General features: G+C 44.4%; 13 protein-coding genes, 2 pseudogenes and 2 riboswitches. All 15 genes and pseudogenes read right to left on the reverse strand.

The features are described 5' to 3' along the window. Positions 1-1310 precede the first annotated feature (1310 nt). Entirely contained in the window at positions 1311-2609 is a 1299-nt protein-coding gene (locus BK582_RS16655) for an NCS2 family permease (protein ID WP_078596121.1), read from the reverse strand. Between the two features lie 197 nt (positions 2610-2806). Beyond that, the gene (locus tag BK582_RS16660) at positions 2807-3235 is read right to left on the reverse strand and encodes a bifunctional adenosylcobinamide kinase/adenosylcobinamide-phosphate guanylyltransferase (RefSeq protein WP_078596122.1); all 429 of its coding nucleotides are present in this window, start codon (positions 3233-3235) and stop codon (positions 2807-2809) included. Further along, entirely contained in the window at positions 3187-3816 is a 630-nt protein-coding gene (locus BK582_RS16665; protein ID WP_078596123.1) for a histidine phosphatase family protein, read from the reverse strand. Before BK582_RS16665 ends, BK582_RS16660 begins: the two co-directional genes overlap by 49 nt. Next, positions 3768-4529 (reverse strand): adenosylcobinamide-GDP ribazoletransferase, encoded by a 762-nt coding sequence (gene cobS / locus BK582_RS16670; protein ID WP_078596124.1) that lies wholly within the window; start codon positions 4527-4529, stop codon positions 3768-3770. Before cobS ends, BK582_RS16665 begins: the two co-directional genes overlap by 49 nt. Beyond that, the gene (locus BK582_RS16675) at positions 4526-5077 is read right to left on the reverse strand and encodes a bifunctional adenosylcobinamide kinase/adenosylcobinamide-phosphate guanylyltransferase (protein WP_078596125.1); all 552 of its coding nucleotides are present in this window, start codon (positions 5075-5077) and stop codon (positions 4526-4528) included. The genes cobS and BK582_RS16675 overlap by 4 nt, the downstream gene beginning before the upstream one ends. Further along, positions 5074-6159 carry a threonine-phosphate decarboxylase CobD gene (cobD, locus tag BK582_RS16680; RefSeq protein ID WP_078596126.1) on the reverse strand — a complete coding sequence of 362 codons (1086 nt, stop codon included), beginning with the start codon at positions 6157-6159 and terminating at the stop codon, positions 5074-5076. Before cobD ends, BK582_RS16675 begins: the two co-directional genes overlap by 4 nt. Positions 6160-6172: 13 nt before the next feature. Then, entirely contained in the window at positions 6173-7168 is a 996-nt protein-coding gene (gene cbiB, locus BK582_RS16685; protein WP_078596127.1) for an adenosylcobinamide-phosphate synthase CbiB, read from the reverse strand. After that, positions 7165-8637, reverse strand: a complete 1473-nt coding sequence (locus BK582_RS16690; protein WP_078596128.1) for an adenosylcobinamide amidohydrolase — start codon at positions 8635-8637, stop codon at positions 7165-7167. Before BK582_RS16690 ends, cbiB begins: the two co-directional genes overlap by 4 nt. Position 8638: 1 nt before the next feature. After that, positions 8639-9706 carry a FecCD family ABC transporter permease gene (locus BK582_RS16695; protein WP_078596129.1) on the reverse strand — a complete coding sequence of 356 codons (1068 nt, stop codon included), beginning with the start codon at positions 9704-9706 and terminating at the stop codon, positions 8639-8641. Beyond that, positions 9669-10733, reverse strand: a complete 1065-nt coding sequence (locus BK582_RS16700; protein ID WP_078596130.1) for an ABC transporter substrate-binding protein — start codon at positions 10731-10733, stop codon at positions 9669-9671. Before BK582_RS16700 ends, BK582_RS16695 begins: the two co-directional genes overlap by 38 nt. A gap of 168 nt (positions 10734-10901) precedes the next feature. Next, positions 10902-11095, reverse strand: a riboswitch (cobalamin riboswitch). 58 nt (positions 11096-11153) lie between these two features. Continuing rightward, the gene (cobT, locus tag BK582_RS16705; protein ID WP_244895411.1) at positions 11154-12203 is read right to left on the reverse strand and encodes a nicotinate-nucleotide--dimethylbenzimidazole phosphoribosyltransferase; all 1050 of its coding nucleotides are present in this window, start codon (positions 12201-12203) and stop codon (positions 11154-11156) included. Beyond that, entirely contained in the window at positions 12178-13722 is a 1545-nt protein-coding gene (locus BK582_RS16710; protein WP_078596132.1) for a cobyric acid synthase, read from the reverse strand. Before BK582_RS16710 ends, cobT begins: the two co-directional genes overlap by 26 nt. Before the next feature lie 51 nt (positions 13723-13773). Continuing rightward, positions 13774-14319: a cob(I)yrinic acid a,c-diamide adenosyltransferase gene (locus BK582_RS16715; RefSeq protein ID WP_078596133.1), complete on the reverse strand. Its 546-nt coding sequence runs from the start codon at positions 14317-14319 to the stop codon at positions 13774-13776. Between the two features lie 172 nt (positions 14320-14491). Next, positions 14492-14676, reverse strand: a riboswitch (cobalamin riboswitch). A gap of 454 nt (positions 14677-15130) precedes the next feature. Next, positions 15131-15673: pseudogene (locus BK582_RS16725) on the reverse strand (HAD hydrolase family protein); the annotation flags it as partial. Between the two features lie 442 nt (positions 15674-16115). Then, positions 16116-16376 (reverse strand): annotated as a pseudogene (locus tag BK582_RS16730) (IS110 family transposase); the annotation flags it as partial.

Below are 16376 nucleotides of genomic sequence, written 5' to 3' on the forward strand. Positions count from 1 at the left end.
GTTGATAGCCCGGCCCCTTTCGAAGGGGGCGGGGTTTTTATTTAGAGGCTGGTTTTTTGGCAGTTGGGGGTGGGTTTTGTTTTGCGGAGTTGGGGTTTGGGGTTTGGGGTCTTGAAAACCGGCTCTTCCATTCTCGTTTATTCTCTGGTTTTCTCGGGCTGGCAAGCTGGCACCTGGGAACCGGGTTCGGGTGTACCGAGTTCAATGGTGCCACGTTGAGATGCTAGCTCGTTCTCCTTCATGCTCCTGTTTACTCTGTCTGGCAACATGGCACCTGGGAACCGGGTTCGGGTGTACCGGGTTCATTGGTGCCAGGTTGAGGTGCTCGATCGTTCTCCTTTGTGCTCCCGTTTACTCTGTCTGGCAACGTGGCACTTCGGTACCGGGTTCGAATGTACCGGGATCATCGGTGCCAGGTTGAGGTGCTCGATCGTTCTCCTTTATGCTCCTGTTTACACTGTCTGGCAACATGGCACCTGGGAACCGGGTTCGGGTGTACCGGGTTCATCGGTGCCAGGTTGAGGTGCTCGATCGTTCTCCTTCATGCTCCTGTTTACTCTGTCTGGCAAGGTGGCACTTCGGTACCGGGTTCGAATGTACCGGGTTCGAATGTACCGGGTTCGAATGTACCGGGTTCATTGGTGCCGTGTTGAGGTGCTCGATCGTTCTCCTTTATGCTCCCTTTGATTCTGTCTGGCAAGGTGGCACCTGGGAACCGGGTTCGGGTGTACCGGGTTCATCGGTGCCAGGTTGAGGTGCTCGATCGTTCTCCTTCATGCTCCTGTTTACTCTGTCTGGCAAGGTGGCGCTTCGGTACCGGGTTCGAATGTACCGGGTTCATTGGTGCCGTGTTGAGGTGCTCGATCGTTCTCCTTTATGCTCCCGTTTACTCTGTCTGGCAAGGTGGCACTTCGGTACCGGGTTCGAATGTACCGGGTTCGAATGTACCGGGTTCGAATGTACCGGGTTCATTGGTGCCAGGGTGAGGGGCTCGATCGTTCTCCTTTATGCTCCCGTTTACTCTGTCTGGCAAGGTGGCACCTGGGAACCGGGTTCGGGTGTACCGGGTTCATTGGTGCCAGGTTGAGCAGCTCCCTCATTCTCTTTCATGCCCCCGTATACTCCTTTATTCAACCTGGCACTTTGGTTCCAGGAACCCCGGTGCCAGGTTGAAAGCCTGATGTACAATCCTTAAACTTTTTTTTACACAAAAAACCTCCCCCGCACCAATGCGAAGGAGGCTTCCCACTTCTTTTTTAAACCACGCAAGCCCTGGTTCTGTTAACTAACCCTCAGACCAGACTGTCAACTCAGCCAACGAAGTGAAAAATGAAATTAAATATGAACAATACGGCGATGACGTACAATGACAATGAAACTTCCCTCGCCCTGCCGATAGCCACTTTAATTATCGGATATAATATGAAACCGATGGCGATTCCGTCAGCGATGCTGTATGTGAACGGAATCATAGCGATTATGATGATTGCCGGGAAACTTTCGCTCATATCCTTCATGTCAATATTTCGGATATTCTGGAGCATCAAGCCTCCGATAATAATAAGAATCGGCGCGATCGCACTGTTTGGAATCAGCTTAATTAACGGAATGAAAAAGACTGATGCGGCAAACAGCATGCCTGTCGTTACTGCTGTCAGCCCTGTTCTACCTCCAGCTGCCATACCAGCAGCTGTTTCCACTGTAGAGACCGTCGGGCTGGTTCCGAAAACGCCTGACAACATGGCAGAAACGGAGTTTGCCTGAAAAGCACGGGAAAATTTGTCCGGTTTATTAATGAAAGAAACATGGCCATGCACTAAGCCAATGTTTTCAAAAACAAGGACGAGTGTCAGCGAAAAGACAGCAATCCAGAATACAAAAGAAAACAGGCTTTCAAAAGACATGGCGCCAAAAACTTCCATGTAGTCTGCAGCTCTGACAGTTTCTGAATCTGCCTGCTGAAAATCAATTAAACCAAACCCGGCAGCAAGCAGTGTACCAGCAATAATCGTGATCAGAAAATTGCCGGGAACATTCCGCATAAATAACACGATGGCTATTAGGAATGTAATAACAGCTGCGAGTACGAATGGATCGCTAAATTCGCCAAGTGTTATAATCGAGTCCGTTCCTTTTTGTACGATCCCGCCCATTTCCAGCCCAATGAGCATGAGAAATAGTCCGAGTCCTACTGTTATGGCCTCTTTCAGCGAATTTGGAATTACCGCGCTCAATTTTTTCGCAAAGCTCGTGAAAGCCACGAACATAAAAATTAAGCCGGATACAAAAACGACAGCTAGAGCTTCCTGCCAGGAGAGCCCCATCGAATGCACCATTGTATAGGAAAACAGCGCATTAATTCCCATCCCAGGTACAAGAATTATCGGAGCGTTCGCCCACAATCCCATAAGCAGGCACCCAACAACTGAAGTAACAATTGTCGCGATAATAGCTGCTTCCAGAGGGATTCCAGCCTCAGACAAAATAAGCGAGTTAACGGCAATGATATAAACAATTGTGAAAAAACCAATCGTCCCTGCCATCATCTCCTGCTTTACTGAGGTGCTGCTACTGTGGATCTCAAAAGGATCCTTCATCCATTTCTTCATTTAAAACGACCTAACTATTCAATTAGCCCTCTCCCTACCCGCTCCTTCCTGAAAATCAGGCGAGCCAAGATACTATTTTAGTTAAAACTAGGAAAGCTGTCAACTCGGCGGTGTTCTATTAAATTGCCTGACCCCGGGAATATTATTTAAAATAACCGAGGTTTGATATTACCCATGGATACTGTCCGTGCCGGCTCCTATTTTATCTGCTTAGCAAGTCCGCTCCACACATATGTAACCTTTTCAGCTTTCTCGGCTGTGTCCTGCAGAATCCAGCCTGCTAAATCTCTTAATCTTCTCTCTGAAGGTGATACCGGGACAATCCCCCGCCCCATTTCGTTCATTATGATAACAGCAGTGCTGTCCCGGCTTTTTTCTTCCTCGCAAATATCTTTAATTACCCTCGTAAATAACTGCCTGACAGCAAAATCATCTGCATTTTTCTCCAGTTCACAAGCAATCCATTTTTCCCACCCTTCCAGCACCAGTACTGTGCCTTCTTTCCATTTTTGCCTCCAGTCTTTTAATTCCTTACCTTCGTACGCTGTTATCCAGGAACACCGCCCATACTCATGTTTTACGAGTTTTCTTTTTCCGGAGCAGGCACCTCCTGTAACGAGCTGCATATCCAAACTCCCCCTGTCCTTATAAGTTTAAGCCTGTATGCCGTACCGTGTCTTACCGCAGGCTGCCAGAAAGAATTAACCGCTTTGAACTTGAGGAGTAAATATCTTATTACTCCTCCGTGTGTCATGATAAGTGCATGTTTACAGCGGCCATTCCCGATATTGGCGAATCTTTCCCTGAGAAAGCTGTCTATTCTTGTCGTAAACATACTCCACGTTTCTCCTCCGGGGATCTTCTCCATCTCCCAATTAAGGAGCCATCTTTGGTACTGTTCATCCTCTTTTAAATCCAGGTAGGTCTTCCCTTCCCAATCGCCGAAATTCAGTTCCCGCAGCCGTTTATCCGCTGTTATTTCACCGTTTGTCTTTAGGTATTCCAGCGTTTCCTTACAGCGTATCAGGTCGCTCGTGTAAACTTTATCAAAAGTGGTATTTTCCAGACTCTTCCTTAACTGATCAAGTGTCCGCAGTTCCTCCCGTAAAACACTTATATCTGTGTAGCCTAAGTATCTTTTTTGTCTGTTCCACTCTGTCACCCCGTGACGAATGAGAAATAAATCCATAGCACCGCAAGACCCCATAATTCTCCTCCTTCGATAGAAGCACCTGCAAGGTCTCCGTTTACTCCTTTAAATGTTCTCTTTATCCAGAAACCGTACAAGAAGAAAAACACAGCATAGGCAGGAATGAGCAGTAACAGGTTTGGGAAAAAAATGAAGCAGCAAATTACCGGCACTGCAGCTATACCTGCATCTATGCTCGTAAGGTTCTTCTTCCATTCCCACGCTAAACCTTCTTTTTTCGCGCTTGGTATATACAGGAGAAGGAGTACAGCTGTCAGCCGGGAAAAAGCAGTAATTAATAAAAGTGCACTTGCGGCTTCTACAGATATTCCCAGTAGAAAATAAACAAACATGGTTTTCCAGGCAAGTAAAAAAAATAAGGAGATAACCGCAAAACTTCCTGCATGGGGGTCCTTCATAATCTTCCATTTCTTCTCTAACGGAGCGTTAGAGCCCGCCGCGTCAGCTGCATCCATCCACCCATCAAGGTGAAGGCCTCCTGTGAGCCAGACCCATAGAGAAACAATAAGCAGGGCGAGCATTGCCTGTGGCAGATACGGATAAAGAATATGCATAACACCAGCAATTATTAAACCGATTATTATCCCTACAACAGGGTAGTTTCTGAGCGCCCATCTGCTTGTTGCCTTATTCCACGGACAGGAAACCGGGACAGGCAGCCGGGAAAGAAATTGAACAGCGAGTAAAAATCCTAAGACAGCCTGCTTCATTTTTCTCCCTCTTTCCAGTATATTGGAATTCCTGCCGTCATCTGAATGGCCTGGTCCGCGCCAGCTGCCGCGAGTTGATGAAGTTTCCCAAGATAATACATATATTTCTGCACAGTTTCCCCGTCCATTGGCAATCCCTCATTAACGTCATTCGATACGATAATTAAATCAAATCCCTTTTTTTTCGAAAGAGCTAGCCAATCGCAAACCACCTTTGTTAAGCCATTCAGGGAATAGTCCAGATCAAAAATCATATTGCTCAGCCAGACCGTTAAGCAGTCAAATAAAACCACGTCCCCTTTTTGCTTTTCCGACAAAAGCGGTACAATATCGTAAGGCTCCTCGATCGTCGTCCATTGCTTACTTCTTCTCTCCTGATGTATGGCGATTCTTTGTTCCATCTCATTGTCAGACCGCCTGCTGCTTGCGATGTAATATAACTTCCCTTCGCTAAACCGATTTTTTAATATCATATGCTTAGTATAAGCCAGCTCCTCGGCATAGCTGCTTTTGCCGGAACGTGCTCCCCCTGATATGAAAACTATCATCGCTTTTCTCTCCAGTTACGCAGGACTTTCAGGAGTTCATTATTTTCCTGTTCCGAACGGATTGCAGCCCGGATATACCGGCCTTCCAGACCAGGGAAATTATGAGTATGCCTCGTTAAAATACCGTTTTTAAATAAAAACTCAAATAATTCCTCCGTGCTATCCGGCGCTTTTGCATCCTGGAGTAAATAGAAATTAACTTTCGAATCCGTAACAGAAAAACCCATCTCTCTAAGGCTGGTAAAAACTTTTTCAGATTCCTGTTCCAGCCACTTACGGGTTTTATCGAGAAATACTGTGTCCTCCAGCAAATCAGGAACCACAGCATCAGCCAGAGCATTAATGCTCCATGGCATCTGTTCTTCCTGCAGCTTCCCGGCCACTTCTTTACTCCCTATCATATATCCAATTCGAAGACCTGGTATTGTATACATTTTCGTTAATGACCTGAGTACGATAAGATTTGGATAATGCGCCAAATGCCGGACGAGAGACGGCACCTCCGCAGGGAGGAAATCAGCGAACGCTTCATCCACAACGATCATCGTACCAGTCGAAAGCCCTTTTTCCAGCAGGTTGATTATGCTTTCTTCCTGTATCACTGTTCCTGTAGGGTTGTTCGGGCGGCACAAAAAAACTGCATCGGCCTGCCCAGCCTCTTTCAGGAGCTCTTCCATTGGCAGCTGAAAACCGTTTTGTTCCTTTAAAAAAACATTTTCAGTTTTGACATGATAGTGTCTGCAAGCTCTCTCATACTCTGAAAAAGCAGGCTGGACAATGATCGCCCTTCCCTTCTCAAATAATTTAGCAGCAAGGAAAATCGCTTCCGCCCCTCCATTTGTGAGAAGAATTTGTTCCGCAGCCACTCCTTCATAGTCTGCAAGATACTTGGCGGACCGAGAATAAAATGGGTCAGGATAATAGGTAATCTTTTCATACATGTGATGGAGCTTGTTTTTCAGCCAGCCTGGAGGACCTAAAGGATTCAGATTGGCACTGAAATCGAGAACTTCTTTTTCTTCTTCTAAATTGAATAATTTTTTCATTGTCTGCGGCTGCCCGCCATGGCTAGGCCAGTTCATTGCTTTCACCTCATTATAGTCTGCCAGCTGCAAATACGATTACCAGCATAAGAAATATAAAACCGCTCCAGCCGCCGTGCATATACAGGACAGACTGCGGTATGTGGGAAGCCTCTAATTTTTGAAGCGGCTCTCCCATTTTTGCCCGGTCTGATTTCCGGCCTCCATAGTAGTTTGTTCCTCCAAGCTGTACACCTGATAATCCAGCGACCATTGCTTCAGGCCATCCGCTGTTTGGACTCGGATGTTTTCGTGCGTCTCTCCATGTAATGTGCAAAGCATGCGATTTCAGCGAATTTTTAATAAAAATGGAAGCAGCCAGCATGCTTAATGCTGTCATTCTCGCCGGAAGCCAGTTGGCAATATCGTCAAGCCGGGCCGATGCCCAGCCAAAATTAATATACTGCTCGTTTTTATATCCTACCATGGAATCGAGTGTATTTACTGCCCGGTAAGCCATTGCCAGGGGGGCTCCGCCGATAATGGTCCAAAACAGTGGAGAAGTAACCCCATCCACTGTGTTTTCAGCTACGGTTTCTACTGTTCCCCGGACAATTTCACTCTCCGGCAGGTTCGCAGTATCACGGCCGACAATCATACTTAAAGAGTGCCTCGCCTCTTCCAGGTTCCCTTCAGATAATGGCTTAAATACATCGTTAGCCGCCTTCTGAAGGCCATTTACTGCAATAGTTGTTGAAAGGAGATATATTTCTGTAACAAAGCCAAGGGCAGGGTGAATCCAGTATGTGAGGAAAACGCCGGTGAAGCTCATACTGAATACTACCCCGATTACTGTGACAGTTAAAAGTATCCCTCTCCCTTTTCGAGATGCTCCATTATTCCATTTGCTCTCAAGGAGAGAGATGAGTTTACCAGTATATATGACTGGATGAGGAAGCCACCTGGGGTCGCCGATGATAAGGTCAAGGACAATAGCAAGGAGTAGGAGCAAACTGATATATTCGAAAAAACTTAGCCACTGAAAGGAATGGAAGTGATAGAAAATCATTGATTTCCAGCCCTATTCAAGTATTTTTTCACAGCCTGATACGTAGCTTCGTAGACTATTCCGCCAATTGCTTTTCCAATTGCGGTTCCTGAACCTGCATAAGGCGTTTGTATTCCTTTTTGTGTCACACCTATGAGGAGGCTGTCTGTGGATGTGCCGGTGGCAAAAGTTCCTGTCTCAGGATCTTTTACCTGGAGATCCTGAAGTGCTTTCACTTTTCCTTCTGTAGCAGACATATAACTATTTACTAAAGCTCCGTCAGTAAAATGGGCATCCACAAATACCATTGTGTTGATAGTCCCCGTCCTTCTTTTTAACGCAGCGTTATTTTTCGCAGAAATATCAACTGCGTTTCCTGTACCGGCAGTTACCATGGCAAGGATATTCATTCCATCTTCATGCTTCCTCATCAGCACCATGTCATCCAGCTTTACTGCCGTCATCATTGCAACAGCCTGTTCACAGGGAATGCCATCCTCTGCCATCCAGTTCCGGATATCCAATTCCGGTGTTGAACAATCATATCCCTTATCCACATGGTAATTACAGAAATGCGTCACCCATTCCAGCCCTTCTCCGGCCACACCGTTGGAAATTGTTCTTAACGGTTCGGAAAACTGGATGTGAATCAGCCTGTCATTTTGTGTTACCGAATAGCAGTGATGAAAGTTCACAGGTTCATGCTCAGTTTTATAATCAGGAGTCATTAAAAGCTGCGGTTTCGGAATCGTCGGATGAGACTGATTTTTCACCTGCACCTCATATACCTTCTGCAGCTGTCCTTCTTTTCGAAGTGTATTTACATCGCCTACCTCTAAAAATTTACCGTCATGGAGAAGGCCGATCCTGTCCGCATAAAGGGAAGCTACATTTAAATCATGGAGTATCGCGAAAATGGTCAGCTCTTTCGTCTGCTGCCACTCTTTTAATAAATCAATCATATGGAAGGTATGCTTTATATCCAGATGGTTTGTAGGTTCATCGAGGAGGAGGAGTTCAGGTTCCTGAGCGAGGGCTTTTGCTAACAGGACACGCTGCTTTTCTCCGCCGCTGATCATCCTGAACTGTTTTTTTTGAAATATTTTCGTATTTGTGATCTCCATAACATTGTCGATAATCACTCGATCAGCTTTTGAAAGCTTTTTTAATACTCCTTTCTGGTGGGGATATCGGCCGAGGCTTATAATCTCTTCCACGGTGTAATCAAAAGACACATGGGCTTCCTGGGAGAGAACCGCAACCTTTTTCGCTTTTTCCAGTTTGGAAAGAGCAGCTACAGACTTTCCTTCTATTGTAATTTCTCCCTGCTTTAGAGGCACCTGCCCGTTGATCATTTTAAATAATGTAGTTTTACCGCTTCCGTTAGGACCAAGGAGAGCAAAAAACTCCCCCTTTTGAATCGTTAAATCAATTCCTTTAATAACCAGGTCTTTCGAATAGCCCCCTGCAGCATTTTTTACTGAAAGCATATCAGCCACCCCTCCTCCCAAGTCGTTCTCTAATTAATAAAAAGGCAAAAACCGGAGCGCCAATCAGCGCTGTAATTACACCGATGGGCAGTTCTTTTGGAGCTATAATCGTTCTTGCCAGCAAGTCGGCGAGAATGAGGAAAGCTCCTCCCGTGAACATGGATAACGGAAGCACATGCATATGGTTCGGACCTGTTACAAGCCGTACAAGGTGGGGGATAACGAGTCCAACAAAACCAATTGCACCGGAGACGGCCACTGCGGAACCAGTGAGCAGTGAGGCTCCGATTAAGATCCACGTTTTCCCTCTTGTCACATTCACACCGATATTTTCTGCGGAGTCTTCACCAAGAGCAAGGGCGTTCAGTTCCCGGTAATGCTTTAGAAGTATTACAGTCCCGATAATCATGAAAGGAATGATGAGCTGTACATGGCTCCACCCTCGCATTCCCACACTTCCGTAGAGCCAGTATATAATCTGGGTCATGGAGTCCCTGTCACCGAGCGCAATGATTAATGAAACAATGGAACTTATAAAGGCACTTACGATAATTCCAGCAAGTATTATCGTTTCTATCGCCAGACTTCTGCTGCTGAGCCTTACGAGCCCGAAGACGACGAGAAGGGCAGCAAACCCTCCAGCAATAGCGAATACCGGTAAAGTAAACGTGCCGAGCCCGCTAATACTGATACTGAAAAACAATACAATTACTGCTCCAAGAGAGGCACCTGAGGAAACACCGATTGTATAAGGATCAGCAAGAGGGTTTCTCAGGAGTCCCTGAAATGCTGCACCAGCTAACGCAAGGGATGCACCAACAAAAAAAGCGAGCAGAACTCTTGGCAGCCGGATATTCCAGATAATCATCTCCACGTTTGGTGCAATATCCTCATAAGAGAGTGTGTTAAAGGTGTTATTTATAATTATGTAAAAGATGTGAGGCACAGGGACGCTCACGCTGCTCACTAATATACCAAGGAGGGCTGTACAAAGTACAAACCCTCCGCTTAGTAAGTAAAACCAGAAGAACTTATTCGCCAAAAACTTCCGGATAAATAAGTTTTGCAAGTTCCTCCACTCCTTCAATCAAACGAGGGCCCGGCCTTACTACTGTATCAGTATCTACATCAAAGATTTCTTCGTTTTTCACTGCAGAAACTTCCGCCCATCCGTCACGGGAGGCAACTTCCGCCTGAAGATCTTCTGTATGGTAAGTAGTAATGATGACATCTGGATTAAGAGTAACAATTTCCTCTTCCGTCAGCATAACCCAGCCTTCCTGGTCGGCTGCTGCGTTTTCTGCGTTGATAGATTCAAGCATTTCATGCATAAATGTCCCCTGGCCGGTTGTGAAAATGTCCGGAGCTGGAGAAACTTCAACCCATACTTTCTTTTTGTCAGTAATTTCCTCTGCTTTTTCTTTCAGTGTATTATGTCTTTCCTGCATATCTGCGATTACTGCTTCTGCTTCTTCTGAAGTTCCTGTGGCCTTGCCGACCAGCTCTATAGATTCATAAACTTCATCAAAACTAGATTTATCACCGATAACAATGACATCCATACCTGCTTCTTCATACTGTTTTAAAATTTCTTCGTGGTTTTCATGGTGATATGTTGTTACAAGCACAATATCCGGCAGGAGGCTTAAAATTAATTCAGCATTCATGTCCTGTCCGCCCACTTTTTCAACGGATAAAGCTTCTTCCGGGTAATTACAGAAGTCAGATACACCGATCATTTTATCTCCTAAACCGAGGGCATAAGAGATTTCTGTGTTGCTGGCCTGGATGGATATGATAGATTCCGGCTCTTCTTCAATCGTAATTTCCTTGCCTGCATCGTCAATGATGGTTACCGGAAACGGGCCTTCTCCATCAACAGCGCCATCATTTGCACTATTATCCGGATCATTATTATTGTTTCCATTTTCTCCAGCTTCTTCATTCCCGTTTAATTCTGTCTCGGCAGCGTTTCCGCCGTCTTCTCCATTTACTGCCCCGCTCTGATCATTTGCTCCGCAGCCTGCCAGCAGTACTGCTGTAAAAAAAAGAATAATAGATAATAGGCCGAAGCGTTTGGTTATTTGTTTCCCCATTTCTCAGTTCCTCCTCTTTTTTCCCAACAAAAAAACGCTGTTTCCCTAGGAAAAGCGTTAAATGTAAAAATGCAGCTTAAGTACGCATATTCAGAAAAAGGCAATGCCGCAGACGGGCAGCCTGTTTGAACAGTTACTTGGCACTTTAAACATCCTTTTCCCCGAAGGAGCTTAAAAAACATCCAGGCAGGTCTCCTGACTTATGTATCATCGGTTGGCTGTACCTTCCCATGCTTTATGGCACAGTGGTTTTCCTCAGCCTTCCTAAACATTTACAGTGGCGGGACCGTGTTGGATTTGCACCAACTTCCCTTTTCATCTTACATCTTGAGATGTAAGAAACCTGGATGATTCTTTATTCGTTTTTTTTGCTCTGAGAACTATTATATGGCAGTATGTGCCAGTTGTAAACAAAAATCATTAAGGCCTGTTTCTTTCCGCCACCCCGGCTGAGGAAAATGTTGCCATTTGTTTCAATAGCCTGGAAGAAGCTTCTAATAGTGGAAATGCAAGTGCTGCCCCAGTTCCTTCTCCAAGGCGCAATTGCAAATCAAGAAGAGGCTGCTTTTCCAGTATCCGGATCACTGTTTTATGGCCCGCCTCCTGGGAGTGATGTCCGATGATTAAGTAATCCTTTACATTCCCGCATAGCTTTACAGCCAGCAGTGCGGAAACAGAACTTATAAATCCATCTATCAGAACCGGTTTTCGCCTGCTGGCAGCTTCAAGTATTGCTCCTGTCATGCCGGCGATCTCAAAGCCGCCCAGCTTCGATAAAATATCCAGAGGATCATCACGATCCGGCTTGCGCCTGCTTATCGCCTGTTCAATAATTCTCTGCTTATGCTTTAATTGCTCCAGACTAAGTCCGGTGCCAGCACCTGTGAGCGTGCCTGGTTCTTCTCCGCTTATAACGGATAAAATAGCGCTGCTGCTCGTTGTATTCCCAATCCCCATCTCTCCTGGAATGATACATTCAGCTCCTTTACTGATCAGCTGTCCGCCAATTTCCATGCCAGTCTTTATCGAGGCTTCAGCTTCCTCTTTACTCATAGCGTCTTCTTCTAAAAAATTTGCCGTTCCATAACACAATTTTCTGTTTATAAGTTTTTCATTACTTATGTCATTTGCTATTCCGATATCAACAACTTCCAACATAGCTCCTGTCTGTTCTGCGAGGACATTGATCGCTGCTCCCCCGTTAAGAAAATTCTGTACCATTTGAGCGGTAACCTCCTGGGGATATGCAGATACTCCTTCCTTTGCGATACCGTGATCAGCGGCAAACACGATAATCCCGGGAGGCGTTACTTCGGGAAATCTGCTTGAAGTTATTTCACCAAGCTGTACTGCCAAATCTTCAAGTCTCCCTAAGCTTCCCTTTGGTTTCGTTAATGTATCTAAATAGGCACTGACTTCGTTGCCTGTTGTTTTATCTGCCGGTTTAATCCGGTTTATTGTATTTTTCAAACCCTTTTTTCCTCCCTGTAAGTTGGAATTCATGCATTTTTTCACAGATGAGATCAAGGTTTACACTCTTTCTCACCGTATCTGCCAGTCGGTTAAACGCTTCTTCTTTAACCTTTTGGCTCGAAGCTCTTCCTGTTATTGGAAGGAGTCCTTTTTTCTCTCTTAGACTGTTAAGAAATGCTTCCCTGAATTCTGTATTGTGGAAAATTCCGTGAAAGTAAGTACCGATCAGCTGCCCATTGCTGCTGATATATCCGTCGTCCATATTATTAAGCTTTATAAACCTCCTATGATTCTCTTTAAAATAAGACTCACCCATATGTATCTCGTACCCCTTAACAGGAAAACGCCTGTTCCGATAAACAGCCGTACCTTCAGAAAGTACAGTTTTTTTATCAAGGGTTATCAATGTCTTCATTGGAATTAGATCCAGTCCGTTACAGCTCTGCCGCAGCGAAGTTTCCGTCCCAAACTTGTCTTCGATTCGTTTTCCAAGCATCTGATATCCACCGCAGATTCCAAAAATATGGGTATTTTTTTCCGCCAGATTCAAAATACGGCTGCCGAGCCCGCTGTTATGCAAGTACATCATATCTTCAATCGTGTTTTTGCTTCCGGGAAGAATTAGTAAATCAGGCTGGCCAAGTTCCTCTGGATTTTGGACAAAACGTACATGGCAGTCCTGTTCCAGAAAAAAAGGATCTACATCAGTAAAATTAGAAATCATTGGATAACGTATCACTGCTATGTCCAGATCTTTAGCTGCATCGGCACTGGATGTATACCTCTGTAATACGACAGAATCCTCAGCTTCTATATTTAAGTTATCTATGTACGGAATAACACCAAGTACAGGCACACCAGTATAATTCTCAAACCACTCAAGCCCAGGCTTCAGAAGTTCCACATCTCCTCTGAACTTATTTATTATGACACCGAACACCCGTATTCTGTCCTCTGGTTCCAGGAGCTGGAGCGTGCCGGTTAAACTGGCAAACACGCCCCCTTTTTCAATGTCTCCCACAAGAATTACAGGAGCGCCTGTAATCCGGGCAACACGCATATTCACTAATTCTCTGTCATTTAAATTCACTTCCGCCGGGCTCCCTGCACCTTCAATAACAATCCGGTCATACTTGACGGCAAGGCGCCCATAAGTCTCTTCAATAATTTTAATCCCCTGGCTGTAAAAATCCTGCCGGTATTCCCCTGCTTTCATATTTCTGAATACCTTCCCATGGACAACAATTTGTGATTCAAAGTTACCCGTTGGTTTAATAAGGATAGGATTCATATCCGTGGTGGCCCCAATCCCTGCCGCTTCCGCCTGTACACCCTGCGCCCGGCCAATTTCCTTACCTTCAGCTGTTATGTATGAATTCAATGCCATATTCTGAGATTTATAAGGGGCGGTTTTATAGCCGTCCTGAGAAAAAATACGGCAAAAAGCAGTGGCAATCATACTTTTTCCGGCATCGGAATGGGTTCCCTGAATCATCAATGGGATAGCTTTTTGCATGAGTGTATTTACCTCCGTTTTCGTAAAATAATTACAATCACATGAAGGCAGTTAAAACTCTATCCCTTTTACAGCAGGAATTCCTTCATCATAATAATGCTTTTCTGCTTCCACGACAGATACGAGGTCAGCGAGATCTTTCACTTCTTTCTTAGCGTCCCTTCCAGTAATAATGAGATGTACATGCTGAGGTTTATTCCTCATCATACTAAGAACCTCATCGAGAGGCAGGACATCATCAATTGGAAATTTGTTAATAGCGAGCGCATTATTCAGTTCATCAAGCACTACTAAATCAAACTCTCCACTCATTACAGCTGCCTTTGCCTCCGGCCAGCCTGTCCTGAGAGCTTCCCGGTGTTCTTCAGGAGTCTTTGTCCATGTGAAGCCTCTTCCTAGCTGCACCATTTCTACACCCAGATTTTCCAGAGCGATTTTCTCCCCGTATGTTCTTTCCGGAGATTTAATAAATTGATAGATTTTTACTTTAAAGCCTCTCCCTGCACTCCGTAACACTGTACCTAAGGCGGAAGTTGTTTTTCCTTTTCCATTACCAGTGTATACAAGTGTAAGTCCTCTTCTTTCTTCGCTTCCCATATAAACCTCCCAGAACTTCTGTATTTTTTAACAAAACAAAAAACCATTCTTCTGAAGGAAAGAATGGCTGCTTGAAGGGCGGCAAAACTGCAAAATGCAATTGAGCCGTATATATAAAAGGAATGAACACTTTTAATTTCTCCCCTTAAGCATTCTTTTTCCCCGAAGAACACAAAAGAAACCAAGGCTGGCAGGTCTCCTGACTTACGTTTTACAAATATCGCACCTTCCCATACATGTTTATGCACAGTGGTATACGCGGTATATACTAAACGATTACAGTGGCGGGACCGTGCCGGATTTTCACCGGCTTCCCTATTAACCTTTTTGCAAAGGACCAGCTTGAATGGAATTTATTTTACTCTATTTTGATTGTACCTTGAAATTAAAAGGATAAAAAGCTTTTTCTCTTTTCTATCATTAGTTAAGGTAATGATCCGGAGAGAAATAGGGGTCACGAAGCGGAGAACAGAAGAACCCGGGAGATAAAATCCAAACTTTGCAAAGAATTGAGCGAAGATTTAACAGAATTCAGAGATAACAAAGTTAAACATTTCATTGATGAAATTAGTGAAAACAGTGCTCTACCTGTCCAAGTAATCATTTACTCCTCGTGGCAGTCCATACTTAAAAGTATTTCTGAGGAGGAATTGACTTATGAGGAGGGGAAAAAAGTACTTCAGTGGCTATTAAAAAGGGAACTCAGCTGAGTTCCCTTTTTGGCATTTATTTATATGCAAAGTATTTTTCTTTTTTGAAAAGCAGCACTGACCAATCCCTATGACGGAGCTACTTCGCATATACGCTTAAATTACAGCAACCCTGCTTTTTTCAGCCCGTGGTAAATTCCGTCGTCTTCCACGGATTGTGTAACAATTTTGGCTGCGGATTTTGCTTCTTCCACTCCGTTGCCCATTGCTATGCTGTTATGTACTTCCGTCAGCATTTCAACGTCGTTAAGGCCGTCTCCAAATGCATAGACCTGCTCCTTTGCAAAACCAAGCTTTGCCACGATTTTATCAATACCAATCGCTTTAGAGCCTCCTTTTGGCAGTATGTCTGTTGAAACGGGATGCCAGCGTACGAAGTCAAAGTCCTTAAATTGCTCCACGTATTTCTGCTCTTCTTTTTCCTCACAAAATAATAGTGTCTGATATAATTCACGGCCCACGTGGTAATCAGGGTCATGGGTCGGATGTACATCAAGCTTCATTGTACCGATGCTCTCATCAATATGAGGATGCTCAGGTACATTCGCCTTCATGTCCTCATGGTCCATATACACAACCGGATGTTCATTTTCCATGGCTGTTTCCGTTAATTTTAACAGAGAAGCTTTATCTAACGAATTTCGGTAAACAACCTCCCTCTATAATCTTTTTGTTTTCTTACGAAAACTCCGTTTATCTAAGGATTTCATAGCTACTCTTTTTCATTAGACATTATTTACATGGTTAGTTTTAGCTTATCTTCAAGAAAATGGATGTAAGGGGGCTTGTTGACCAGCTCCACTTAAGTATTTTTTTAAAGTAGAGGGGATTTTACGTATGATCGCCACGATGGATCTCCACGTTTCTCATGGGGTTAACCCTCCCATGTCTCCCAGAGTCGATGCTCCTACATTCCTTCGTTCAACCTTGCCATGAGGGTGGAGGTCAGATATGCTCCCCGCCAGGGTCTCTGCCCGTAGTTTTAGTTTATGTTCTGACTTCTCCGTGCTTCAAATGTCTTAGAATATTAGATTAATTAATAATCAGCTTCGATAAATAGAGTTTTAATAAAACAAAATTATTGAGTTATGCAGCTTCTTGTAAGTTATTAAAATGCGGAATATCACTAAGCATCTTTTCTTCACTGAACTCACATTGTTTTGTGCCTATTGTAAATAAGATTCGTATTAGTTTATTGCATATGGCAATTAAAGACGGCATCTTTTTTAACGGATTGTCTGGACGGGTAGTATAATACTCATGCAGGGCTTTAAAGGCTTGGTTCTTCGCGACTAAAGGCATTACAACTCTAAAGAGGAGAGCTCTTAGCTTCTTTCTTCCTCGTTT

Source organism: Evansella clarkii (genome assembly GCF_002019695.1).
GTDB lineage: Bacteria > Bacillota > Bacilli > Bacillales > Salisediminibacteriaceae > Evansella > Evansella clarkii.

Coding starts and splice junctions, on each gene's coding strand:
- BK582_RS16710 (WP_078596132.1), bottom strand. CDS start 13,722: ATGCAAAAAGCTATCCCATTGATGATTCAGGGAACCCATTCCGATGCC.
- BK582_RS16665 (WP_078596123.1), bottom strand. CDS start 3,816: ATGGGGTCTTGCGGTGCTATGGATTTATTTCTCATTCGTCACGGGGTG.
- BK582_RS16690 (WP_078596128.1), bottom strand. CDS start 8,637: ATGCTTTCAGTAAAAAATGCTGCAGGGGGCTATTCGAAAGACCTGGTT.
- cobD (WP_078596126.1), bottom strand. CDS start 6,159: ATGAACTGGCCTAGCCATGGCGGGCAGCCGCAGACAATGAAAAAATTA.
- cbiB (WP_078596127.1), bottom strand. CDS start 7,168: ATGATTTTCTATCACTTCCATTCCTTTCAGTGGCTAAGTTTTTTCGAA.
- BK582_RS16675 (WP_078596125.1), bottom strand. CDS start 5,077: ATGATAGTTTTCATATCAGGGGGAGCACGTTCCGGCAAAAGCAGCTAT.
- BK582_RS16700 (WP_078596130.1), bottom strand. CDS start 10,733: ATGGGGAAACAAATAACCAAACGCTTCGGCCTATTATCTATTATTCTT.
- BK582_RS16715 (WP_078596133.1), bottom strand. CDS start 14,319: ATGGGAAGCGAAGAAAGAAGAGGACTTACACTTGTATACACTGGTAAT.
- cobS (WP_078596124.1), bottom strand. CDS start 4,529: ATGAAGCAGGCTGTCTTAGGATTTTTACTCGCTGTTCAATTTCTTTCC.
- BK582_RS16655 (WP_078596121.1), bottom strand. CDS start 2,609: ATGAAGAAATGGATGAAGGATCCTTTTGAGATCCACAGTAGCAGCACC.
- BK582_RS16660 (WP_078596122.1), bottom strand. CDS start 3,235: ATGCAGCTCGTTACAGGAGGTGCCTGCTCCGGAAAAAGAAAACTCGTA.